Raw genomic sequence first — 22,499 nt, 5'->3', positions numbered from 1 at the left:
GGGGAACCCGCACACCGATTTCAACGCAGGTCCCTATTTGCGCTGACGTGCCGCCACGCGGCGACTGGTCATTCTCCAGGTCAGGCGGCGACGATCAGATCGCGCGATGCCCGCGAGAGCAGCTCGCTGCCGTCGTGCGTCACCAGGACATTGTCGATGATGCGGGCGCCGAGGCGCTCCTCGCCGAGAAAGACCGGTGGCTCGACGCTGAGCACCATGCCCGCGCGCAGCACATAGTCGCTGCCGCCGATCATGTGGACGGGCTCGCCCCAGCTCGGCGGGAAGCCGGGCGCGAGGCCGTATCCCGAAGTGTGGACGCGGCCATGCTCCAGCCCGGCCGCGCCGATCACGCGCTTTGCCGCCTCATGCGGCGCTGTCGCCGGAGCGCCGTCGCGGATCTCGGCGATGCAGGCGTCGCAGGCGCGCCGGGCAACGTCGTAAAGCTCGCGCATGCGCGGTGTCGGCGGGCCGAGGCAGAATTGCCGGCCGATGGTCGCGGTATAGCGGCGCCAGGTCGCGCCGTATTCGACGCTGCCGAAATCGCCGGCCTTGAGCAGCCGCTCGGTCGGCGCCCCATGGCTGTAGCCGGAGCGCTCGCCGGCGACGAGGTTGATCGGGCTGGCCGAGAGGCCGCTGCCGCCGGCGAGCAGCGCGGCATAGACGTCGCCGGCGAGGGCGAGCTCGCTGCGGCCAGGGCGCAGGCCGGAAACGAAGGCCGCCATCGCCGCGTCGGCGATGGCGTGAGCCTTGCGGACATAGTCGATTTCGGCCGGCGACTTCACCAGGCTGAGATCGTGCACGAGGTTGGTCGCCTCCGCCGCAAGGTTGGAACCGAGCAGTTCGCGCAGACGCACATAGTGGTGCGGATGCAGGTAATAGGCCGGCACCTCGATACTGCAGCGCCCGCGCAGCAGGCCGAGCTCGTCGGCGAGGCGCTCGAAGCGCGGGATCGGATCCTCGTTCTCGCCGCCGCCGAAGGTCTCGATCCGCTCGACCAGCGCCTCGTCCTGCAATTCGTTGCGCTCGCCCTCGCGCGCCATGATCGTCAGCGGCCCGGAGGCCGGCACGATGAGGCACTGGAACTCCTGATAGCTCTTGGCGTCGGAGCCGGTCAGCCAGCGGATCGAGACCGGATGGAACAGGACCAGCCACTCCAACCCCTGCTCCGACATCGCCCGGCTGACGGCCTCGCGCCGGGCGGCGAACTCCTCGCGCGAGAAATCATGCTTCGACATGATGCTCCTTCTCGTAGCACCGCCCTGCCGGGCCAGGCACAGCCCGTCCGGGACAAGCGTTCTGTAAACCGGCTCGCCGGGCGCAGCCGGTGTTCAAAGCGCCGGCAGAGGCTGCATTGGGCCGCCGAGCCACTTCTTGTGAAGCTCGTCGAGATCGCCGTTCAGCGTGCTCTGGAAGATCAGCGTGTCGAGCCAGCGCAGCAGGGTGTGCTCGCCGAGCCGGACCGTGACATGGGCGGGCGCGCGGCGCAGGGCGAACTTGAAGTCGAACTCCTTGGACGGATTCTTCTTCGCCAGTTCGACGACGACGACGCTGTTCGCCGCCAGCAGCTGCGCGTGGCCGGAGAGATAGGCCTGCACCGCAGTCGCGTTATCCTCGGTGCGCATGATGTCGGCGCCTGGCGCCAGCGCGGAGAGCACGAGATCCTCGGTCGTGCCCTTGGCGACGCTGATGCGGTTGCGCCCAAGATCGGCGGCCGATTTCACCGCGAGGCCCTTGGCGCCATAGACCGCCAGCGAGGTGTCGGCATAGGGGGCGCTGTACATCACCTGGCGCGCGCGCTCCGCCGTGATCGACATCGCGGCGATGTTCATGTCGGATTTGTCGGTGAGCAGGAAGGGGATGCGGCTCGCCGCCGGCACCGGCAGGAGCTCCAGCTTCACGCCGAGCGACTTGGCGACGAGCTTGGCCATGTCGATGTCGAAGCCCTCGAGCTCGCGATTGGCGTTGAGCACACCGAACGGAGGCACGTCGGCGAAGACGGTGATGCGCACCACCCCCTTGGAAAGAATGTCCGCAAGCTTGTCGGCCTGCGCCTCGGCGCTGGCCAAAAGCCCTGCCGCGATGAACCCCAATGCCGCAACCGCCGTCTTGAACGCCTTCTTCATGATCGACCTCCCCTGTTCCAATCACCGCTTCCGATGCAGCAAGGATATCGTTCCTGGTCGTTCTTGCTCTTCCTCACGCGAAAAGGCGGCGAACCAGCCTGTCCTGCGACTTCGGCGGACAGGGATACTGGTCCGCCACCGCCATCCGCGCCCGAATACCCCGCTGGCCTGCCCTTGACGCAAAGGCAACGCTAGCGACTTCGTATATGCAGTCAAGCTTCGCTAATGAAACACCAAGCGCCTGACGCGGCGCAGCCGACGGCACCGTCGCCCGTCGGCTGACGCGGCGCCACGCTCACAAGGAGGTCGTGGCCGAACCGCTCACCTATCGGGAAATCGCAGCCGGGCCGGGCTGAAGCTCAGCGCCGGAACAGCGGGTGCTCGACCTTGTCGCCCGGCCTGATGCCGAGCTTCTCGGCGATGCCGCCATTGACCTCGAGCACGGAGAGCACCGGCTCGCCGGAGGGGATGGTGCGGGTCGAGAGCGGCTCGGTGCGCTGGGCGATCCGCGCCACCGTGCCGTCGGCGCGGATGAAGAGCATGTCGAGCGAGATGTAGGTGTTCTGCATCCACATCGCGACCGGCTCGGTGCGCTCGAAGTCGAACAGCATGCCGCGGTCGGCCGGCATGAACTGGCGGTGCATCAGCCCGCGCGCCCGCTGCCCGGGCGTGCGCATCACCTCGACCTGGAAGACATGGCGACCGCTCGCGCTGACGATGGTCAGCGGCTCCAGCCCTGCCGCCGGGACGGTCTGCGCCTGCGGGCTCGCCGGCATGAGCGCCGCGACGACGAGCGCGAGCGTCCCGCACAAGACCAGCCGCAACCAGCGTCCCGAAGCCTGCATGATCCATTTCCCCAAAAAGGACACCAATCCCACAGAGCGTTGCCGGGACGCGATGGCGAATCTGCGGCCAATGGCACGCAAGGCCGGCGCGTCGTCAAGCTTTTCGCCGGCCCGCCCGCCTTGCATCTTCCCTTCGTCTTCGCCTTGCGGCAATTTCAACGCCAGTCCCATGCCGGAACCGAAATGATCTGTCGGCCGGAAGTGCGGTTTTGCCTCTCGGTTCGACAATGGGGGCTTGGCCCCGCCTTCGCCTTGCGGGCCTCGATGCCATGCTCCAGGAGATCTCGATGACCATTCTGCCAAGCCTGCGCCATGGGCGCGCCCGCCCGCTCCCGGCGGCGGGATTGCTGCTCCTGCTGCTGGCCGGCCCCGCAGCCGCCGACGATTTCCAGCTCGAGAACATCCGGCTCGATCTCGGCAGGTTCGTGCTCTCGATCCCGAAGCTCGACGTCAAGGGCGCGCCGCTCGACCGGGCCGCCTTCCAGGCGATCTTCCAGACGGCCCCAGGCGGTGGCGAGAGCGCGGTCGCCCGCATGAGCCGCCTCAACGCGGCCGAGATCAGCGCTCCTGCGCTGGTGATGGAACAGAGCTTCGGCCCGCAGAAGCAGACCACGACCTATCGCGACATCCGCTTCTCCGACATCCGCGAGGGCCGGATCGCGCACGGCGAGGCGCGCAGCGGCAGCATCAAGATCGAGGGAGCCGCATCCGGGCCGATGAACGGCGAGCTCCTGCGGACCAGCTTCGAGGCGCTCGACCTGACCCATATCGCCCGTGTCTTCGGCGAGAAGGCGGCGGCAGGCTCCGAGCCGGCGATGCAGACCGTCTTCTCCCGCGTCGAGCAGGACGGCTATTCGCTCGATCTCGGCGAGCTCGGCAAGGTGACCGCCGGCAAGGTGGCGCTGCGCAACTTCAGGGCGCGCGTCGGCGCCGAACCGCTGGGCGAGTTGATGGCGCGCATCGTCGTGCTCAGCGAGGAATCGGAAAAGGCGGCACGCAACCTGAACAGCAAGGAGGAGCCGGCTGTCACCGAGGCGCGCGAGCGCCAGATGCTGTCGGCGATGCTCGCCCTGTTCGGGGCCGTCGACTATGGCAGCGGCGAGATCCGCGACGTCACCCTGGCGGTCAAGACCCCGCCGAAGCCCGGTGCCAAGCCTGAGCCGGTCGACCTGCGCTTCGCGCGCATCGCGTTCGGCGAGGACACGCCCGAAAAATCCGGCTTCGTGATGGAGGGGCTGCAGTTCGCGGGCGGCGGCGGCAAGGGCTCGATCGCCTCGTTCGGCTATTCCGGCTTCTCGCTCGAAGCCGCCTTCAAGGAACTGGGCAAGGCATTGGCCGATCCGGGCTTCGATCTCGCCGACGCCGATCTGCGCCGCTTCATCCCCAAGCTCGGCACCGTCCGGCTGAGCGGCCTCCAGATCACCGCACCCCAGCAGGGCAAGTCCGGGGCGTCGCCACTGCCGCCGATCCAGATTGGCCTCGGCACCTTCGAGCTCAAGGCGGGCGAACAGCTCAACGGCATCCCGACGAATCTGGCGCTGACCGTCGACAAGCTGACGATCCCGGTGGTCGAGGGCGCGAACCCCACCGCCAAGGACCTGCTGGCGATGGGCTATCGCAGTCTCGACCTCTCGGCGAAGCTCGACCTCGCCTGGCAGGAGGCGAGCAAGGAATTCGCCATCCGCACGCTCTCGCTCGGTGGCGCCGGCATGGCGAAGCTCGATGCCACCGGCACGCTCGGCAATGTCGGCAAGGAGGTGTTCGCGCCCGATCTCGCTCTGGCGCAGGTGGCGCTGCTCGGCGCGACGGCCAAGAACCTCGAGATCAAGCTGCAGAATCTCGGCCTCGCCGAGAAGCTGATCGAGAACGAGGCCCGCAAGTCGAAGCGCAAGGTCGAGGATGTCCGCCGCGAATACGGCACCATCGCCAGCCTCGGCCTCGCCGCCATCCTCGGCCCGTCGGACGGCGCCAAGGCGCTTGCCGGGGCGATCGCGCGCTTCGTCGCCAAGCCCGGCAAGCTGACGGTCTCGGCCGCGGCCAAGGCGCCGACCGGCCTCGGCCTCGCCGATGTGATCACGCTCAGCGACCCGACGGAGATCTTCGAGAAGATCGACGTGAAGGCCAATGCCGAATGAGGCGGGCGGCCACGAGCCGCCGATCATGCTTTGCCCGGAAGATGCGGACTGGCGCCCGGGCCGGCTCGCGAGCTGGTGGGCCGGCCTGCCCGCCGGCCCGCGCAGCCTGCTGCGCCGCCGCATCAACCCCGACAACCAGACGCGCATCCACCTCGCCCGGCTGATCGCGCGCCGGCCGGGACAGATCGCGGTCGGCGCCTTCACCTATGGCCGGCCCAAGGTGCGCTTTCCGGAAAGCGGCGCAAGGCTGGTGATCGGGCGCTATGGCTCGATCGCCGACGGCGTCGAGATCCTGCTCGGCGGCAACCATCGCACCGATTGGGCGACGACCTATCCCTTCCCGGCCCTGCCTCGCCTCTGGCCGGCGGCGCGCGAAATGTCCGGCCATGACGCGACCCGCGGCGATGTCCGCATCGGCCACGATGTCTGGCTCGGCTCGCAGGCGATGATCCTCTCGGGCGTGACGATCGGCCATGGCGCGGTCGTCGCCGCCCGCTCGGTGGTGACCCGCGACGTGCCACCCTATGCGATCGTCGCCGGAAACCCGGCTCGGATCGTGCGGCTGCGGCTGCCGGAGGCGCAGGTCGAGGCCTTGCTCGCCGCGCGCTGGTGGGAGCTTCCGGAGCGAGAAGTCGCGGGGCTGCTGCCTCTGCTGATGTCGGACAGGATCGACGATCTTTCGGCCGCGCTTAGAGCCGGATCCGATCAGATTGAATCAATCTGATCGGTGAATCCGTCTCTAAACTTGAGATGAGAGACCGTTTTGCCGATCAGCTTGCGGTGCAAGCTGATCGGAACGGGCTCTAGGGGCGGGCGAGCAGCCGGCGCTTGAGGCCGAGCGCCGGCTTCTCGACGAAGTACCAGGAGAGCGCGGCGACGGTGAGGGTCACCGCCAGTCCCGGCCAGAACAGCAGGAATGCACCGGCCGCCGGAAAGACCGCGACGAAGGCCTGCTGTACCGGCCAGCCATAGAGATAGACGCCATAGGACAGATCGGCCGGCGGGTCGCTGTGCCAGCGGGCCAGGGCCGGCGCCAGCGCCAGAACGAGCACGCCCCAGGCGGTGACGAGATAGAGCGCCGCCTTGTAGAACGGCGTCGGCAGGAGCAGTGCCGTCACGACGAGGGCGACGCCGAGGCCGGCCAGCGAAAGCGGCACGCGCTCGCGCCAGAGATAGATCAGGCCACCGGTCAGGAAGAGCAGCGGCAGGCGCAGGGCGGTCTCGACGCCCTTGGGACCATCCGGCGCGACGACCTCGCGCGCGACCGTCGCCACGACCAGCGCGACCCAGATCGCCAGCGCCAGACGGCGCTGCAGGAGCAGGCCGGAAAGGCCCGCGACCAGCACGCCGAGATAGCAGAGCGTCTCGTATTTCAGCGTCCAGACCGTTCCCATCGGGAATGGCAGCGGGTTGTCCTCGAAGACGCCGGGCAGCGGCGCGGCGCTCTTGAAGCTGGTCAGCGTGCCGGAGATGAAGCGCCAGAGCCGGGGATCGGAGAGATAGGCGCTAAGATCGAGCCGCGTCAGCGCCGAGCCGAGCAGGAGCGAGACGACCAGCGTCGCGGCGATCAGGCCGGGCGCGATGCGCAGGGAGCGGGCGATGACATAGTCGCGCCAGCCGCGCTGTTCATAGCTCATCGTGACCAGGAAGCCGGAAACGGCGAAGAAGCCGTTGACCGCATGCTCGCCCAGAGTGAAGCCGGTCGAAAGCGCCAGCGGCTCGTCCTCGACGCGGCCCGTCGTCACGCTCAGCGCATGCGAGACCACGACGGCGAGCGCCAGCAGCAGCCGCAGCAGCCCGAAATGATTGTGCCGGGCGGAAAGCCCGTCCGCGACCGAGGCGAAGCGTGCGGCGGGTTTCAAGACATGACCTCCGCCTCATCCAGCCCCTGTCGTGCCAGGGCGCTCCTGCCGGCCCGGGCGGCCAGCGCGCCGGCCACGGAGCCGGCATGGGCCATCATCTTGTCTCGATTCAGGATCAGCCCGTAACCAACTGTCTTGAAAGCATTTTCTGCGATCCTCGCGAGGCCGGGAAGCGGCATGCCGTATTTCCGCGCGACATGGTATTGCGACCAGGCGAGGTGCCAGCGCGCGGTGAAGCGGCGGGTCATCGAAGGCGCGCTCGAGCGCCCGCGGGCGTGCCGGGCCTCGGCGCCGTCGACATGCACCAAAGCGTGGCCGGCCTCGCGCAGGCGGCGGCAGAGATCGTCATCCTCGTAGAACAGGAAGATCCCCGGATCAAAGCCGCCGAGCGCGAGGAAGACCTCGCGCCGCAGCAGCAGGCAGGCGCCGGAGAGGAAGGGCAGGCAGGCATCCCCTTCCGGCAGCACGACCTCGCGGGCACGATTGAGATGAGGCGGCGAGAGCAGCGAGCGCGGCTGCAGGAAGACCCGGCCGGAGGGCTCCATCAGGCGCGGCGCGAAGGCGGCGGCATCGGGATAGGCCTCGGCGGCGGAGAGCAGGGCAGCGACGGCGCCCTGCCCCAGTTCGAGATCGGGATTGACGATCAGGATGAAGGCGGTCTCGGCCGCCCGCGCTCCGCGGTTGTTGGCGCGGCCATAACCCTGATTGCTGGCGTTGCGCAGGACGCGCGCGCCGCAACGATCGGCGACCGCCGCGGAATCGTCGCCGCTGGCATTGTCGACGACGAGCACCCTGACGCCCTCCCCGGCCAGCGCCGCAAGGCAGGCGGGCAGGACCTCGGCACTGTCATAGGCGACGACGATGGCGGTGATGTCGGCCGGCGAGGAAGTCATGCTGCGCATGTGCGGGTTAAGTCGCGCGCGGGCAAGGGCAAATCAGCGCCGCGGGCCGGCACGCAGCTCGCGCTGCAGTTCGGCACGCTCGCCGGTCTCGCAGCGGCGCGGCGCCTTGTAGGACTTCACCGCATAGCTCGCATTGGCGGCGATGAAGCGGGCGCGGTCCTCCTTCGGGAACCCGGCGATGATCCGGCCGCGATCGACGCCGACGCCGCAATCATAGGCGCGCGAGACGCGGGCGGCGGCGAATTCGGGCGTGCCCGGCATCGGGCCGGCGCGGGCGACCACGCAGCCGGCGAGGCCGCAGGCGGCCAGCGCCGCGAGGCTGGGCTTGATCGCGGGCATGGCGGCTCAGAGCGTCTCGAAGCGGTTGGCACGGACGGTGTTCATCTGGCCGCGCAGCGTCACCCGTTCCTCGGCGGTGCAGGGCTCCGGCCGGACGCCCTGGTTGATCGTCTGCGCCTCCGAAACCGCGATATAGGCAGAGCGCGCGCCTGAAACCTGCTCAGGCGTCGCGCCGCGCTCGCGCTCGGATTGCAGGAAGCGCTCCAGCGTCGTCGCCCGCGGGCTGCCGGCATTGCAGGCGCTGGCGCGCGAGACGATGCCGGCGAGTACGCTGGCACGTGCCGCGCTCGGATTGGAGGATGTCGAGACGCAGGCCGAAAGAACAGGCAGCAGCGCGAGAGCCGGCGCCAGCAGGCGCGCGGCAGTCAGGGCGGTCATGGGTCAGCCGTTCTTCTCGGGCAGGTTGAGGCGCAGATGCGCCTCGCGCAGCTGCTTCGGCGTCGCCGGCGACGGTGCGCCCATCAGCAGGTCGACAGCCTGCTGGTTCATCGGGAACAGGGCGACCTCGCGCAGGTTCGTCGCGCCGGCGAGCAGCATGATGATGCGGTCGACACCGGCCGCCATGCCGCCATGCGGCGGCGCGCCGTACTGGAAGGCGCGGTACATGCCGCCGAAGCGCTCGACCACGGTCTCCTCGCCATAGCCGGCGATCTCGAAGGCCTTCACCATCGCCTCCGGCCTGTGGTTGCGGATGCCGCCGGAGGCGAGTTCGAAACCGTTGCAGGCGATGTCGTACTGGAAGGCCTTGATGGTGAGCGGGTCCTCCTCGGTCAGCGCCTTCAGCCCGCCCTGCGGCATCGAGAAGGGGTTGTGCGAGAAATCGACCTTCTTCTCGTCCTCGTTGTACTCGTACATCGGGAAATCGACGATCCAGGCGAAGGCGAAGGCGTTCTCGTCGATCAGCCCGAGCTCCTGGCCGACCTTGTTCCGCGCCGCTCCGGCGAACTTGTAGAACTTCTCCGGGTTGCCGGCGGCGAAGAAGGCGGCGTCGCCGTCCTTCAGGCCGAGCGCGGCGCGGATCGCCTCGACCCGCTCAGCGCCGATATTGTTGGCGATCGGACCAGCACCGGCGCCCTCGCGCCACATGATGTAGCCCAGCCCCGGCTGGCCTTCCCCTTGCGCCCAGGAGTTCATCCGGTCGCAGAAGGCTCTGCTGCCGCCGCCGGGCGCGGGAATCGCCCAGACCTGGTTCTTCGCGTCCTCGAGGATGCGGGCGAAGACCTTGAAACCCGAGCCGCGGAAATGCTTCGAGACGTCCTGCATCACCAGCGGGTTGCGCAGGTCCGGCTTGTCGGAGCCGTATTTGCGGAGCGCCTCGGCATAAGGGATGCGCGGCCAGTTCTTGGTGACCGACTTGCCGCCGCCGAACTCCTCGAAGACGCCGGCGATGACCGGTTCCATGGTGCGGAACACGTCCTCCTGCTCGACGAAGCTCATCTCGACGTCGAGCTGGTAGAACTCGCCGGGCAGCCGGTCGGCGCGCGGATCCTCGTCGCGGAAGCAGGGCGCGATCTGGAAATAGCGGTCGAAGCCCGCCATCATCAGCAGCTGCTTGTACTGCTGCGGAGCCTGCGGCAGCGCATAGAACTGGCCGGGATGCAGCCGGCTCGGCACCAGGAAGTCGCGCGCGCCTTCCGGTGAGGACGCCGTCAGGATCGGCGTCTGGAACTCGGAGAAGCCGACCTGCTTCATGCGCGAGCGCAGCGAGTCGATGACCTTGCCGCGCAGCACGATGTTGTTGTGCAGCTTCTCGCGACGCAGGTCGAGGAAGCGATATTTCAGCCGCGTGTCCTCGGGATATTCGAGATCGCCGAAGACCGGTAGCGGCAGCTCGGCGGAAGGCCCCAGAACCTCGATTCCCGTCGCGAAGACCTCGACGGCGCCGGTGGCGAGATTGGCGTTCTCGGTACCGGCGAAGCGCGCCTTGACCTTGCCATCGAAGCGCACCACCCATTCCGAGCGCAACTCCTCGGCATCGCGGAAGGCGGGCGAATCCGGATCGATCACGACCTGGGTCATGCCGTAATGGTCGCGCAGGTCGATGAAGAGCACGCCACCATGGTCGCGGATGCGGTGGCACCAGCCGGACAGGCGCACGGCCGAGCCGATATCGCTCTCGCGGAGCGCGCCACAGGTATGGGAACGATAGCGGTGCAGGGTCACGGGACTGGTCTCTCGGAAATGCGAAGGCGCCAGCATCCGGCCGGCCAAAACCTCCGGCGTAAGCACACGCAGGCGCGGGGATTGTCAAGAATGGCGGCGACAATCTCGATGGGCGAGGTTAGCATTCCGCCAGCTTGCGCCGCGAAACCTTAGAGGCTCGCTCCTGAGGGCCCGGACGTTTCGGCGCGCAGGTGAAGGCGGACGACACGGCGGGGGGGCTTCGATGACAGGTGTCACTCCATGGCGCGGCGCGATCGCGGCCGCCGCATTGACGTTCGTCCTTGGCTGGGGGGCGGCCGGCGAGGCGCAAGCCCAGGTTTCGCGGGAAGCCTATCGCGTCGGCCTCAAGCTCGCGCAGAGCCGCCACTACGCCAATCCCGATTGCTATGCTCGCGTGTTTTCACGCCATGCGCGCAGGACCAATCACGTCGACAAGCGGAACTACTGGGCCGCGAGAGCCGGCCCGGCCTTCAAAGGCGAGCTCTGGAGCGAATGCGGCATCAGCAGGTAATCCGCGAAACGCAGACTCGACGGGCGGCCCGTTCCTCCGCTAAGCCCCTGTCATGAGCCTGATCACCACCACCCAGGAACTGGCCGACGCCTGCGTGCGCCTGGCGCAGCATCCTTTCGTCACGGTCGACACCGAGTTCCTGCGCGAGACGACCTATTATCCGAAGCTCTGCCTGATCCAGCTCGCTTCGCCGGACGAAGCGGTGCTGGTCGACCCGCTGGCGCCCGAGCTCAGCCTCGAGCCGTTCCTGGCGCTGATGGCCGATCCGAAGGTGGTCAAGGTCTTCCATGCCGCCCGGCAGGATCTCGAGATCGTCTGGATGATCGGCAAGCTGATCCCGGTGCCGCTCTTCGACACGCAGGTCGCCGCGATGGTCTGCGGCTATGGCGACTCGGTCGGCTACGAGCAGCTCGCCAACGACCTCGCCAAGGCGCGGATCGACAAGTCCTCGCGCTTCACCGACTGGTCGCGCCGGCCGCTCACCGAAGCCCAGCTCGCCTATGCCGAATCCGACGTGACCCATCTGCGCGATGTCTATCTCGCGCTCGCCGCCGACCTTGCCGCCAGCGGCCGCGAGAACTGGGTCGCCGAGGAGATGGCGGTGCTGAACTCGCCCGGCACCTATGAGGTCAAGCCCGAGAACGCCTGGCTGCGGCTGAAGGGTCGCATCCGCAAGCCCAAGGAACTGGCCGTGCTGATCGAGCTCGCCGCCTGGCGCGAGCGCGAGGCCCAGCATCGCGACGTGCCGCGCCAGCGCGTGCTCAAGGACGACGCGCTGATGGACATCGTCCAGCGGGCCCCGCGCTCGGTCGAGGCGCTGGCGGAGCTGCGCTCGGTGCCGAACGGCTTCGAGCGCTCGCGCGCCGGCGGCGAGGTGCTGGCCGCGATCGAGCGCGCCCAGGCCCTCGACCCGCAGAGCCTGCCCCGGCTCGAGCGCGAGCGCGGGCGCCCCGCGAACGGCGCCGTGCTCGATCTGCTCAAGGTCCTGCTGAAGGCGACCGCCGACACCGAGCGCGTCGCCCCGAAGATCATCGCCACGAGCGACGACCTCGAAGCCATCGCCTTCGACGACGAAGCCGACGTGCCGGCCCTGCAGGGCTGGCGACGCGAGGTCTTCGGCGAGAAGGCGCTGGCGCTGAAGAACGGCTCGCTCTCGCTGCGCGTCGTGCGCGGGCGCGTCGCCGTCGGCTGAGCGTAACCGCGGTGTCATTCCGGGGCATCGCGCAGCGATGAGCCCGGAACCCATGAACACGACGCCGGTCAGGAAAACGCTGGCGGGCCCGCGTTCTGTTTGGGCTCCATCATGTTCATGGGTTCCGGGTTCAGGCCGTTGGCCTGCCCCGGAAAGACGCCGCGGCTCCCCTATAGCGCGAGCCCGCGCTACAGGCCGACGCCCGCCTCCGCCCGGAACAGCAGGCTGCCGTCGCCATAGGAGTAGAAGCGATATTCCTCAGCGATCGCATGGGCGTAGGCGCGTTTCATCACGTCGAGCCCGCTGAAGGCCGAGACCAGCATGAACAGCGTCGATCGCGGCAGATGGAAATTGGTCACCAGCATGTCGACGGCGCGGAAGCGATAGCCCGGCGTGATGAAGATCGCGGTATCGCCGGAGAACGGGCGCACGACCCCGTTCTCCCCGGTCGCGCTTTCGAGCAGGCGCAAGGAGGTGGTGCCGACCGCGACGATGCGTCCGCCGGCGGCGCGCGCCGCGTTGAGCGCCTCGGCCGTCGCGGCGCTCACCGTGCCCCATTCGGCATGCATGCGGTGCTCGTCGGTATCCTCCGCCTTCACCGGCAGGAAGGTTCCGGCGCCGACGTGCAGCGTGACGAAATGGCGCGAGACACCGCGCCGGTCGAGCGCGGCGAAGAGTTCCGGCGTGAAGTGCAGCCCGGCCGTCGGCGCCGCGACGGCGCCGTCCTCGCGGGCATGGAGGGTCTGGTAGTCGCGCATATCGGCCAGATCGGTCGGGCGCTTGCCGGCGATATAGGGCGGCAGCGGCAATTCGCCGAGCCGCTCGATCGCCTCGTCGAGGGCCGGGCCGGAAAAGGCGAAGCGCAGTTCGACCTCGCCGCCCTCCCCCTTGCCGACGACCTCGGCCTGGAGCCGGCCGAGCTCGCAGATATTGCTGGCGGTGTCGTCGCCGAAGAGAATGGTCTCGCCGATGGCGACCTTCTTGGCCGGGCGCGAGAAGGCGAGCCAGCGATCGGCATCGACGCGCTTGTGCAGCATGACCTCGACGCGGGCCGAGGCGTCGCCGCGATAGCGGCGACCATGGAGGCGCGAAGGGATGACGCGCGTGTCGTTGAGAACGAGCGCATCGCCCGGCCGCAGCAGGTCGACGAGGTCGCGCACGCCGCGGTCCTCGAAGGCAGGATCGGCTCCCGGCCGGACCACGAGCAGGCGAGCCGACTCGCGGGGACTGGCGGGCCGCAGCGCGATCCGCTCCTCCGGCAGGTCGAAATCGAAGAGACCGACGTCCACGATGCGGCTCGCGCTGGGTCAGGGGCGCCTCAGGCGTCCGCCATCACCTTCATCGAGATGATCGAGTCGGGATCGCGCACCGGCTCGCCGCGCTTGATCTTGTCGACATTGTCCATGCCTTCAACGACCTGGCCCCAGGCGGTGTACTGCTTGTCGAGGAAACGGGCGTCGTCGAAGACGATGAAGAACTGGCTGTTGGCCGAGTTCGGGTTCTGGGCGCGGGCCATCGAGCAGATGCCGCGGACATGCGGCTCGGCGTTGAACTCGGCCTTCAGGTCCGGATGGCTCGAGCCGCCGGTGCCGGTGCCGTGCGGGCAGCCGACCTGCGCCATGAAGCCGTCGATGACGCGATGGAAGACGATGCCGTCATAGAAGCCCTCGCGGGCGAGCAGCTTCAGGCGCTCGACATGGCCGGGCGCAAGGTCGGGACGCAGCGCGATGACGACGCGGCCCTTGGTGGTCTCCATGACGAGGGTGTTCTCGGGGTCGAGCGACATCAGATGGCTCTCTGGTTGGACGGCGCGCGGCCGTGGAAGCGAATGGTGATCGGGCGGCCTGCGATACTCCCTCCGAGCGACGGCGACAACCTCATCGGCGTGCAATCGCGAACGGCGGCCATCAGCGAATTGCTGAAGCGCTCGCGCAGGCCCGGCGGCGCGCGCCGCATTTCCCAGGTGACGCGCGGCTGGCCGAACAGCGTGCCGTCGCGGCGCAGGCTGAAGCGGATGCTCGCCCGCGCCGCGGATTCCGGCCCCTCCAGCGCCGGCGGGCGCCAGCAGCGTCGCAGGGCCGGGCCGATCTGGTCGAGCCGGTCGAGGGCCTCGCCGCCGAGCGCGACCGTCTCCGGCGTCACCGTGCCCAGGACCCCGCCGCCGACGCCCGGCATCGGCGGCGGCGCGGTCCGGCGCCGCTCGCCCTCGCCGAAGCGGCCGCCGATGCCCGGCAGATAGCGCTGGCCGGTGGGCGGCGGCAGGACCGGGTTCTGCGAGCCCGAAGGCGGCGGCAGCACGGGGTTCTGCGAGCCGGAGGGCGGCGGCAGGCCGAGATCGCGCGTGTCCTGCGCCATGGCCGGCCCGCTGGCGCAGGCCAGCAGCAGAAGCGCCAGGGCCGGCAGGCGTGCGCGCATCGCGGGCCTACTTGGCGTCGGCGAGCAGGCGCATGCGGACGATCTTGTCCGGGCCAGTCACCGCGCCGTTATTGGCGGAGCTGCCCTTCTTGATCTTGCGGACGGCGTCCATGCCGGAGACGACCTCGCCGAACAGCGTGTACTGCCCGGTCAGCGAGCCGCAGCCCTCGAAGCAGATGAAGAACTGCGAATTGGCCGAGTTCGGGCTCTGCGAGCGGGCCATGCCGAGCGAACCGACCTTGTAGGGCGTCGGGGTGAACTCGGCCGGAAGGTTCGGCAGGTCGGAGCCGCCGGTGCCGTCGCCCTTGGGGTCGCCGGTCTGGGCCATGAAGCCGTCGATGACGCGATGGAAGACGATGCCGTCATAGAAGCCGCTCTTGGTCAGCGTCTTGATCCGCTCGACATGCTTGGGCGCAAGATCCGGACGCAGGCGGATGGTGACCTTGCCGTCCTTGGTTTCCAGCACCAGGGTGTTCTGCGGATCGGGGGCCTGGGCCTGGGCGAGGCCGATGGAGGCGGAAAGCGCCAAAGCGGCGAGGATGGGGCGAAGCATGGGACGTCTCCTGGCCGGCGGCACGCCCGACGGCTCTGCGAAACAGGCAGGTAGCGGCATCCTTTGGCCGGAACAAGGCGCAGAATCGGGCTACTGGGAATAATGTTGCACCGCACAAGAGAAAACCGGAATAATTTTGCGGAAAATTCGGGCCAGGCCTGCCTAAACGGGTGACAGCGCCATTCCGATCAGCTAATTCTCGGGCGCTGGCCGCGCCTGAGCAAGCTTCGGGCGCCGCGGACCAGGTCTTGGGAGGAACAAACGCCCGCCTAGTATATGAGCCGCGCCTGCTGCAATCGCGCGCCGATACTGCGGTAAAAAACAAACTTGAAAGGCAAGGCTCAGGCCTTGCCTTTTGTTTTTGGGCGTTCGCGCCAATATTCCAGAGCATGCTGTGTTTTACTGGAAGCGCGCCGTCATTCCGGGGCTTCGCGAAAGCGAAGAGCCCGGACCCCATAAACACGACGCCTCCACCACTCCCCCGTCATTGCGAGCGTAAGCGAAGCAATCCAGGAGGGCTCGCTCGACGTCCCCCTGGATTGCTTCGTCGCTGCGCTCCTCGCAATGAAGGGAACCGGCTCGGTCATGGGTTCCGGGCTCAGGCCTTTCGGTCTGCCCCGGAAAGACGCAGCGGCTCCGTCGAAAGCCAGCAGGCGTTAGAGATCCACTACAGCCCAGATATACCAGACGCCGGCAAAGACGACCGCGGCGACCACCGTGGTGATCAGCGCCTTCTTCAGCAGCGCCGGCGCCTGCGGCGCACCGGGATCCGTCCCGTCGCTGACCGGTCCGGCCTCGGCCTGGCTGTGCACGCCGAAAGGCAGGACGGCGAACAGCACCGTCCACCAGATCACGAAATAGACTGCAAGTCCGCCCGAGATCGTCATGGCCGGCTCCCTCCTGCCTCTCCGTTCGCGAGCGCGATACAGGAGAAGGCGACGCGCGCCTCGGTCGGTACACCGAAGCGGGCCGTGTGCCGGGCCGGCAAGCCGCCCGGGAAATGCTTCACATATTCGGCATTGCAGGCGGCGTAGTCGGCCGGATCGGTGATCAGCATGGTGACCTGGACGATCCGGTCGAGCCCGCTGCCGGCCTCGTCCAGGATGCGGGCGATGTAGGCCAGCGCCTCGCGCACCTGCTGCGCCGGCGTCTCGCCGCGGATGACGCCGCGCGCCGGATCATGCGGCGCCGACTGGCCGGAGACGAAGACCAACCCGCCTGCGCGCGTCGCCAGGCTGAACGGGCGTGGCGAACCCGTTTCCGGCTCGCCGAAGAACTCGATTTCAGAAGCGGTCATGATTCAAGCCTGCTCGAGTTCGACGAGCGTGCCGCAGAAGTCCTTGGGGTGGAGGAAGAGCACCGGCTTGCCATGCGCGCCGGTGCGCGGCTCGCCGGAACCGAGCACCCGCGCGCCTTGCGTCTTCAGCCGGTCGCGCGCCGCCAGGATGTCGTCGACCTCGTAGCAGATATGGTGGATGCCGCCATCGGCGTTGCGCTCCAGGAATTTCGCGATCGGCGAATCCGCCCCGAGCGGCTCGAGCAGCTCGATCTTGGTATTCGGCAGTTCGACGAAGACCACGGTCACGCCGTGCTCCGGCTGCGGCAGCGGCTGCGAGACCCGGGCACCGAGCGTGTCGCGATAGAGCGATGTCGAGGCGGCGAGGTCCTTCACGGCGATGGCGACGTGGTTGAGGCGTCCGATCATGCAGGGCTCCGCGGCAATGGAACTGGGGGCGAATGGCGAAGAGCGCGGGTCGCTCGTCGCCCTCTTCCTACCACCCGTGATCGGCAGCTCGCTACTTGCTAGACCTCGATCACCAGCGCGTTCACCAGCGGCTTCTTGCCCCACTCCACGTTGACGGCGCTGCGGATGCCGCGTTCGAGCGTGTTGCGCACCGCTTCGGAGTCGCGGCGCTTCGCCTTGGACATGCCCTCGATCAGGTCCTCGACCGCGTCGGCGACGATATCGTCGAAGGGCGTGCCGTCCTTGGCGGCGAGCGGCAGGCCGAGCAGGGCGACTTCCGGATCGCCGGCGAGCTCGCCCTTCTCGTCGAGCGCGACCGCGACCGAGACGATGCCGGCGAAGGAGAGCTTGCGGCGCTCGGCGAGGGTGCGCTCCTGGGCGCCGACGAGCAGCGCGCCATCCTGATAGAGCCGGCCGTGCCGGACCTCGGTGAGCTTGCGCACGCCCTCGGCCGAGATGCCGACGACATCGCCATTGCCGGCGCGCAGCACATGCTTGACGCCGACGCCGCGGGCAAAGGCCGCGTGCTCGGTGAGGTGCAGGTCCTCGCCATGGGCGGGGATCGCGATCTTCGGCTTCAGCCAGCCATAGAGCCTGGCCATCTCCTCGCGCCGCGGGTGGCCGGAGACGTGGACGAGCTGGGTACGGTCGGTGATGATCTCGACATTGTCGCGGGCGAGCGCGTTCTGGATGTTGCCGACCGCCTTCTCGTTGCCGGGAATGGTGCGCGACGAGAAGATGACGCGGTCGCCGGAGGCAAGCGTGATCTCGGGATGGTCGTCGGCGGCGATGCGCGAGAGCGCGGCGCGTGGCTCGCCCTGGCTGCCGGTCAGCAGCGCGACGACCTTGTCGCGCGGCAGGTAGCCATAGGTATCGACCGAGCGGAAGGCCGGGATGCCGTCGAGATAGCCGCATTCGCGCGCGACATCGATGACGCGGTCCATGGCGCGGCCGACGACGACGACCTCGCGCTGGTCGGCCATCGCCGCCTCGGCTACGGCGCGCAGGCGCGCGACATTGGAGGCGAAGGTGGTGACCGCGACGCGGGCCGGCGCCGAATGGATCAACTCCTTCAGCTTGGCGGCGACATCGGCCTCGCTCGGGCTGATGCCGTCGCGCATGACATTGGTCGAATCGCAGACCAGCGCCAGCACCCCCTCCTCGCCGAGCTCGCGCAGCCTCGCCTCGTCGGTCGGCAGGCCGACCTGGGGCGTCGGGTCGATCTTCCAGTCGCCGGTGTGGACGACGAGGCCGACCGGCGTCCGGATCGCCAGCGCATTCGATTCGGGAATCGAATGCGCGACCGGGACGAACTCGATGTCGAACGGGCCGAGCGTGAAGCGCCCGCCCTGGGCGATGATATTCATCGGCACCTTCGGGGCGCCGGGCTCCGAGAGCCGGCGTGTGGCCAGCAGGCCGGCGGCGAAGCGCGTGCAGTAGACAGGCGCGCGCAGCGAGGGCCAGAGCGCGGCGAGCGCGCCGATATGGTCCTCATGGGCGTGGGTGATGACGATGCCCAGCAGGTTCGCCTTGTCCTCGATGATGTAGTGCAGGTCGGGCAGGACGATGTCGACGCCCGGTGCCTCCGGCCCGGCGAAGGAAAGGCCGCAATCGACCAGGATCCATTTGCGCCGGCCCTCCGGCCCGAAGCCGTAGAGAGCGGCATTCATGCCGATCTCGCCGAGACCTCCGAGCGGGACGAAGACGAGCTGGTCGGTGGAACGGGTCACGGGCAATCCTGACTTGGGAAGTGGTGATGGCGCGGAGCGCCTTCGGGATGGGGCGCGGCAGCCCTAGCACGCTGACGAGCCTGCCTCCATAGCAGGCGGCCGACCGGACCGGGATGCGACGTCATCTCCTGGACGACGGCGCAGCGTTCCGGTCACGGCCCGTTCGAGCCAGCCGGCGCCGCGGTTCCGAAATAGAGATCGCCGGCATCGATGACACGCCGTCCGGCCGCGGTCTCCAGCTCCAGCCGCCCACCCGGGTCGAGGCTGAGGAAGCGGCCGGAGACCGGCCCTTCCGGCAGGCGCAGGGTGACGGTCTCGCCGAGGAAGGCGGCGCGCTCGAGCCAGGCGGCGCGCGTCGGGCCGAAACCGCCGGGAAGCATCCAGGCCGAGAAGCGGCGGTGCCAGGCTTCGCTGAGCGCGGCCAGCAGCCGCTCGACCGTGACCTCGGCCGCATGGCTGGAAAGATGCGCCGCCGGATAGGGCGTGCCCTGCGGTGCCGATCCGACATTGACGCCGAAGCCGATGATGACGCTGAATCGCCCTGCCCGGCTCTCGCCCTCGAGCAGCAGGCCGGCGGCCTTGGCCCGGTCGATCAGCAGGTCGTTCGGCCATTTCAGCGCGAGGCAGGGTGCCGACAGGCCGGTCACCGCCGCGGCTGCATCGTGCAGCGCCAACCCGGCGACGAAGCCGAGTTGCGGCGCCAGGGCCGGCTCGCAGGGCGCGACGAGGAGCAGGCTGGCGTAGAGATTGCCGGGCGGCGAGCCCCATTGCCGACCATGCCGGCCGCGCCCGGCCTTCTGGCTCCGCGCCACGATCCAGAGCTTGCCGGGGTCGCCCTGGGCGAGCGCGCCGCGCGCCTCCTCCATGGTGGAGGCGACCTCGTCGCGCACGATCAGGCGGTAGCCGGCTCCGCGCGCGCCCTCGCTCAACATGCCGAGCTCACCAGCCGTCATGCTCGGGCTTGACCCGAGCATCTCTTGATCCAGAGAGTCTCGGGTCTGCGCTTCGCTTCGCCCGAGAATGACGGCAGAGCATCAGAATAGCGACTTCGCCGCCGCGGCCGCCGAGTTGAACAGCGGTGCCGGCATCAGCGAAAGCGCCAGCACGAACAGGGCCGAGACCAGGAGCACGCCGCGCACGCTGGCATCGCCCTTGTCGAAGGCCGGCTTGGCGTCGTCGAAATACATGACCTTGACCAGGCGCAGATAGTAATAGGCGCCGACGACGCTGGTCACGACGCCGATGACGGCGAGCGTGTAGAGCTTGGCGTCGATCGCGGCGAGGAAGACGTAGAACTTCGCCCAGAAGCCGGCCAGCGGCGGGATGCCGGCGAGCGAGAACATCATCATCGAGAAGGCGAAGGCCATCCACGGATTGGTCCGCGACAGGCCGGCGAGCTCGTCGATCGACTCGACCGGCTTGCCATCGCGCCGCATCATCAGGATGCAGGCGAAGGCGCCGAGCGTGGTGGCGAGATAGATCGCCATATAGGTCATCACGCCCTGGACGCCGGCGGCGGTGCCCGGCGCGAGGCCGACCAGCGCATAGCCCATGTTGGCGATCGAGGAATAGGCGAGCAGGCGCTTGACGTTGCGCTGGCCGATGGCGGCGAAGGCGCCGAGCGCCATCGAGGCGATCGAGATGAAGAGGATGATCTGCTGCCAGTCGTGCAGCGCGCCGGGGAAGGCGCCGACGAAGATACGCACCGTCATCGCCATCGCCGCGACCTTCGGGGCCGAGGCGAAGAAGGCGGCGACCGGGGTCGGTGCGCCTTCATAGACGTCGGGCGTCCACATATGGAAGGGCACGGCCGAGATCTTGAAGGCGACGCCGGCGGCGATGAAGACCAGGCCGAAGATGAGGCCGAGGCCGGGATGCCCGCCCTGCACCGCCGCGGCGATACCGGCATAGCTGACCGTGCCGGTGAAGCCATAGACCAGCGAGGCGCCGTAGAGCAGCATGCCCGAGGACAACGCCCCGAGGACGAAATATTTCAGGCCGGCCTCGGTCGACCTTTCATTCTCGCGGCTGAAGGCGGCGACGACATAGAGCGAGAGCGACTGCAGCTCCAGCCCGACATAGAGGCCGATCAGGTCGTTGGCCGAGATCATCATCATCATGCCGACGGTCGCGAGCACGATCAGGATCGGGAACTCGAAGCGCATGGCGCCGTCGCGGCGCAGGAAATCGGCGGAGAGCAGCACGCTCGCGGCGGCGCCGAGCAGCGTCAGCACCTTCATGAAACGAGCGAAACCATCGGCGACGAAGGCGCCGTTGAAGGTCACGACCGTGCCCTCCCCGCGCAGCACCAGAACCAGAACCAGCGCGAACAAAGCGAGCGCCGCGCCTTCGAGCGCGCGGGTCGCGCTCTCGCCGCGAATGGCGCCGTAGAGCACCATGGCGATGGCGCCGAGCGCGAGGACGATTTCCGGCAGCGCAGGGCCGAGAGCGGGCAAGGTCATCTCGATCAGCCTTATTGTGCGACCAGCATGGCCGTCTTGGCGGCGGCGATGGCGGCCTGATAGTTCTTGATGAGCGCTTCGGTCGGCGCCGCGAACGCGTCCAGGATCGTGCCGGGCGCGATGCCATACCAGATCGTCAGCAGGACGAGCGGCGCGAAGATCGCGATCTCGCGGCCGTTCAGGTCGGTGATGGCCTTGAGCTCCGGCTTGACCAGCTCTCCGAAGACGACGCGGCGATAGAGCCAGAGCGCATAGGCGGCCGAGAGGATGACGCCGGAGGTCGCGATGAAGGCGACCCAGGGATTGGCCTTGAAGGCGCCGAGCAGCGTCAGGAACTCGCCGACGAAGCCGCTGGTGCCCGGCAGGCCGACATTGGCCATGGTGAAGATCATGAAGACGACCGCATAGAGCGGCATCCGGTTGACCAGCCCGCCATAGGCCGCGATCTCGCGGGTGTGCATGCGGTCATAGATGACGCCGACGCAGAGGAAGAGCGCACCCGAGACCAGCCCGTGGCTGACCATCTGGAACATCGCGCCCTGGATGCCCTGCGCCGTCAGGGTGAACAGGCCCATCGTCACGAAGCCCATATGGGCGACGGAGGAGTAGGCGATCAGCTTCTTCATGTCCTCCTGCATCAGCGCCACCAGCGAGGTGTAGACGATGGCGATGACGGAGAGCGCGAAGACCAGCGGCGCGAACATCGCCGAGGCATCCGGGAACATCGGGATCGAGAAGCGGATGAAGCCGTAGCCGCCCATCTTCAGCAGGATCGCCGCAAGGATGACGGAGCCGGCCGTCGGCGCCTCGACATGGGCATCCGGCAGCCAGGTGTGGACCGGCCACATCGGCATCTTCACCGCGAAGGAGGCGAAGAAGGCGAGCCAGAGCCAAGGCTGCATCGAGACCGGGAAGTGGTGCGTCAGTAAGGTCGGAATGTCGGTGGTGCCGGCGTTCCAGTACATCGCCATCAGCGCCAGCAGCATCAGCACCGAGCCGAGCAGCGTGTAGAGGAAGAACTTGTAGCTGGCATAGACGCGGCGCTTGCCGCCCCAGATGCCGATGATCAGGAACATCGGGATCAGGCCGGCCTCGAAGAACAGGTAGAACAGCACGAGGTCGAGCGCGACGAAGACGCCGATCATCAGCGTCTCGAGGATCAGGAACGCGACCATGTACTCGCGCACCCGCTTCTCCACCGAGGTCCACGACGCCAGGATGCAGAACGGCATCAGGAAGGCGGTCAGGACCACGAAGGGGAAGGAAAAGCCGTCGACGCCGAGCTTGAACTTGATGGCGTCGGAGACCCAGCCATGGGTCTCGACCATCTGGAAGCCGGGATTGGCCGAGTCGAACCGGCCCCAGGCGATCAGCGCCAGGATGAAGGTCGCGACCGTCGCGATCAGCGCGGCATAGCGCGCATTCGAATTGACCGAGGCCTCGTCGCCGCGCTGCGCCAGGATGAAGGCGGCGCCGACCAGCGGCAGGACGAGAAGACCGGTGAGGATACCGAAACCGAACAT

The 22,499-nt window shown here is 68.3% G+C and carries 23 protein-coding genes; 4 read left to right on the top strand and 19 right to left on the bottom strand.

Translation table 11 applies throughout. From position 1 onward, the window contains the following. Positions 1–80: 80 nt before the first annotated feature. The 3 genes from V6M56_RS06475 to V6M56_RS06465 form a co-directional block, all read right to left on the bottom strand. Complete coding sequence (locus tag V6M56_RS06475; protein WP_332682231.1) at positions 81–1,235, bottom strand: M24 family metallopeptidase; 1,155 nt, start codon at positions 1,233–1,235, stop codon at positions 81–83. 93 nt (positions 1,236–1,328) lie between these two features. Next, positions 1,329–2,123, bottom strand: coding sequence for a transporter substrate-binding domain-containing protein (locus V6M56_RS06470; protein WP_332682229.1), 795 nt, complete (start codon positions 2,121–2,123; stop codon positions 1,329–1,331). A gap of 359 nt (positions 2,124–2,482) precedes the next feature. After that, positions 2,483–2,968, bottom strand: a complete 486-nt coding sequence (locus V6M56_RS06465; RefSeq protein ID WP_442881093.1) for a DUF192 domain-containing protein — start codon at positions 2,966–2,968, stop codon at positions 2,483–2,485. Between the two features lie 287 nt (positions 2,969–3,255). Between V6M56_RS06465 and V6M56_RS06460 the strand changes: the two genes are divergently transcribed. Further along, positions 3,256–5,103, top strand: a complete 1,848-nt coding sequence (locus V6M56_RS06460; protein ID WP_332682228.1) for a hypothetical protein — start codon at positions 3,256–3,258, stop codon at positions 5,101–5,103. Further along, complete coding sequence (locus tag V6M56_RS06455) at positions 5,093–5,827, top strand: CatB-related O-acetyltransferase (protein WP_332682227.1); 735 nt, start codon at positions 5,093–5,095, stop codon at positions 5,825–5,827. Before V6M56_RS06460 ends, V6M56_RS06455 begins: the two co-directional genes overlap by 11 nt. 79 nt (positions 5,828–5,906) lie before the next feature. On the opposite strand, the gene V6M56_RS06450 is transcribed toward V6M56_RS06455, so the two are convergent. From V6M56_RS06450 to aspS, 5 genes are read right to left on the bottom strand one after another with little or no spacing between them, the layout of a single operon-like run. After that, on the bottom strand, positions 5,907–6,965 hold the full coding sequence (locus V6M56_RS06450; RefSeq protein ID WP_332682225.1) for an acyltransferase family protein: 1,059 nt from the start codon (positions 6,963–6,965) through the stop codon (positions 5,907–5,909). Then, positions 6,962–7,858, bottom strand: a complete 897-nt coding sequence (locus V6M56_RS06445; RefSeq protein ID WP_332682275.1) for a glycosyltransferase family 2 protein — start codon at positions 7,856–7,858, stop codon at positions 6,962–6,964. The genes V6M56_RS06450 and V6M56_RS06445 overlap by 4 nt, the downstream gene beginning before the upstream one ends. A 42-nt stretch (positions 7,859–7,900) precedes the next feature. Then, on the bottom strand, positions 7,901–8,206 hold the full coding sequence (locus V6M56_RS06440) for a hypothetical protein (RefSeq protein WP_332682224.1): 306 nt from the start codon (positions 8,204–8,206) through the stop codon (positions 7,901–7,903). Positions 8,207–8,212: 6 nt separating this feature from the next. Continuing rightward, positions 8,213–8,584, bottom strand: coding sequence for a hypothetical protein (locus V6M56_RS06435; protein ID WP_332682222.1), 372 nt, complete (start codon positions 8,582–8,584; stop codon positions 8,213–8,215). Between the two features lie 3 nt (positions 8,585–8,587). After that, on the bottom strand, positions 8,588–10,363 hold the full coding sequence (aspS, locus tag V6M56_RS06430; protein ID WP_332682274.1) for an aspartate--tRNA ligase: 1,776 nt from the start codon (positions 10,361–10,363) through the stop codon (positions 8,588–8,590). A gap of 229 nt (positions 10,364–10,592) precedes the next feature. Between aspS and V6M56_RS06425 the strand changes: the two genes are divergently transcribed. Both V6M56_RS06425 and rnd read left to right on the top strand, forming a co-directional pair. After that, positions 10,593–10,880: a hypothetical protein gene (locus V6M56_RS06425; protein WP_332682220.1), complete on the top strand. Its 288-nt coding sequence runs from the start codon at positions 10,593–10,595 to the stop codon at positions 10,878–10,880. A 52-nt stretch (positions 10,881–10,932) separates the two neighbouring features. Next, complete coding sequence (rnd, locus tag V6M56_RS06420) at positions 10,933–12,072, top strand: ribonuclease D (protein ID WP_332682218.1); 1,140 nt, start codon at positions 10,933–10,935, stop codon at positions 12,070–12,072. Between the two features lie 188 nt (positions 12,073–12,260). Here rnd and queA read toward each other — a convergent pair whose 3' ends face one another. From queA to V6M56_RS06365, 11 genes are all read right to left on the bottom strand, one after another. Further along, positions 12,261–13,361 (bottom strand): tRNA preQ1(34) S-adenosylmethionine ribosyltransferase-isomerase QueA, encoded by a 1,101-nt coding sequence (queA, locus tag V6M56_RS06415; RefSeq protein WP_332682217.1) that lies wholly within the window; start codon positions 13,359–13,361, stop codon positions 12,261–12,263. Positions 13,362–13,390: 29 nt separating this feature from the next. Beyond that, positions 13,391–13,858, bottom strand: coding sequence for a peptidylprolyl isomerase (locus V6M56_RS06410; protein WP_332682216.1), 468 nt, complete (start codon positions 13,856–13,858; stop codon positions 13,391–13,393). Then, complete coding sequence (locus V6M56_RS06405) at positions 13,858–14,487, bottom strand: hypothetical protein (RefSeq protein WP_332682214.1); 630 nt, start codon at positions 14,485–14,487, stop codon at positions 13,858–13,860. Before V6M56_RS06405 ends, V6M56_RS06410 begins: the two co-directional genes overlap by 1 nt. Positions 14,488–14,494: 7 nt before the next feature. After that, positions 14,495–15,040: a peptidylprolyl isomerase gene (locus V6M56_RS06400; protein WP_332682213.1), complete on the bottom strand. Its 546-nt coding sequence runs from the start codon at positions 15,038–15,040 to the stop codon at positions 14,495–14,497. A 656-nt stretch (positions 15,041–15,696) separates the two neighbouring features. Beyond that, entirely contained in the window at positions 15,697–15,927 is a 231-nt protein-coding gene (locus tag V6M56_RS06395) for a DUF1467 family protein (RefSeq protein ID WP_332682212.1), read from the bottom strand. Beyond that, the gene (locus V6M56_RS06390; protein ID WP_332682211.1) at positions 15,924–16,337 is read right to left on the bottom strand and encodes a RidA family protein; all 414 of its coding nucleotides are present in this window, start codon (positions 16,335–16,337) and stop codon (positions 15,924–15,926) included. Before V6M56_RS06390 ends, V6M56_RS06395 begins: the two co-directional genes overlap by 4 nt. Before the next feature lie 3 nt (positions 16,338–16,340). Next, positions 16,341–16,745, bottom strand: a complete 405-nt coding sequence (gene mce / locus V6M56_RS06385) for a methylmalonyl-CoA epimerase (RefSeq protein WP_332682210.1) — start codon at positions 16,743–16,745, stop codon at positions 16,341–16,343. 98 nt (positions 16,746–16,843) lie between these two features. Next, positions 16,844–18,514, bottom strand: a complete 1,671-nt coding sequence (locus V6M56_RS06380; RefSeq protein WP_332682209.1) for a ribonuclease J — start codon at positions 18,512–18,514, stop codon at positions 16,844–16,846. Between the two features lie 152 nt (positions 18,515–18,666). Then, positions 18,667–19,446 carry a biotin--[acetyl-CoA-carboxylase] ligase gene (locus tag V6M56_RS06375; protein ID WP_332682207.1) on the bottom strand — a complete coding sequence of 260 codons (780 nt, stop codon included), beginning with the start codon at positions 19,444–19,446 and terminating at the stop codon, positions 18,667–18,669. Positions 19,447–19,548: 102 nt separating this feature from the next. Beyond that, positions 19,549–20,976, bottom strand: coding sequence for an NADH-quinone oxidoreductase subunit NuoN (gene nuoN, locus V6M56_RS06370; protein ID WP_442881092.1), 1,428 nt, complete (start codon positions 20,974–20,976; stop codon positions 19,549–19,551). Positions 20,977–20,987: 11 nt separating this feature from the next. Next, on the bottom strand, positions 20,988–22,499 hold the full coding sequence (locus V6M56_RS06365; RefSeq protein ID WP_332682271.1) for an NADH-quinone oxidoreductase subunit M: 1,512 nt from the start codon (positions 22,497–22,499) through the stop codon (positions 20,988–20,990).

The organism is Allobosea sp. (genome assembly GCF_036675845.1).
In the GTDB taxonomy this organism is placed as follows: domain Bacteria; phylum Pseudomonadota; class Alphaproteobacteria; order Rhizobiales; family Beijerinckiaceae; genus Allobosea.
Note: the sequence above shows the minus strand (reverse complement) of the source record. Positions and strands in the feature narration are given on the sequence as shown.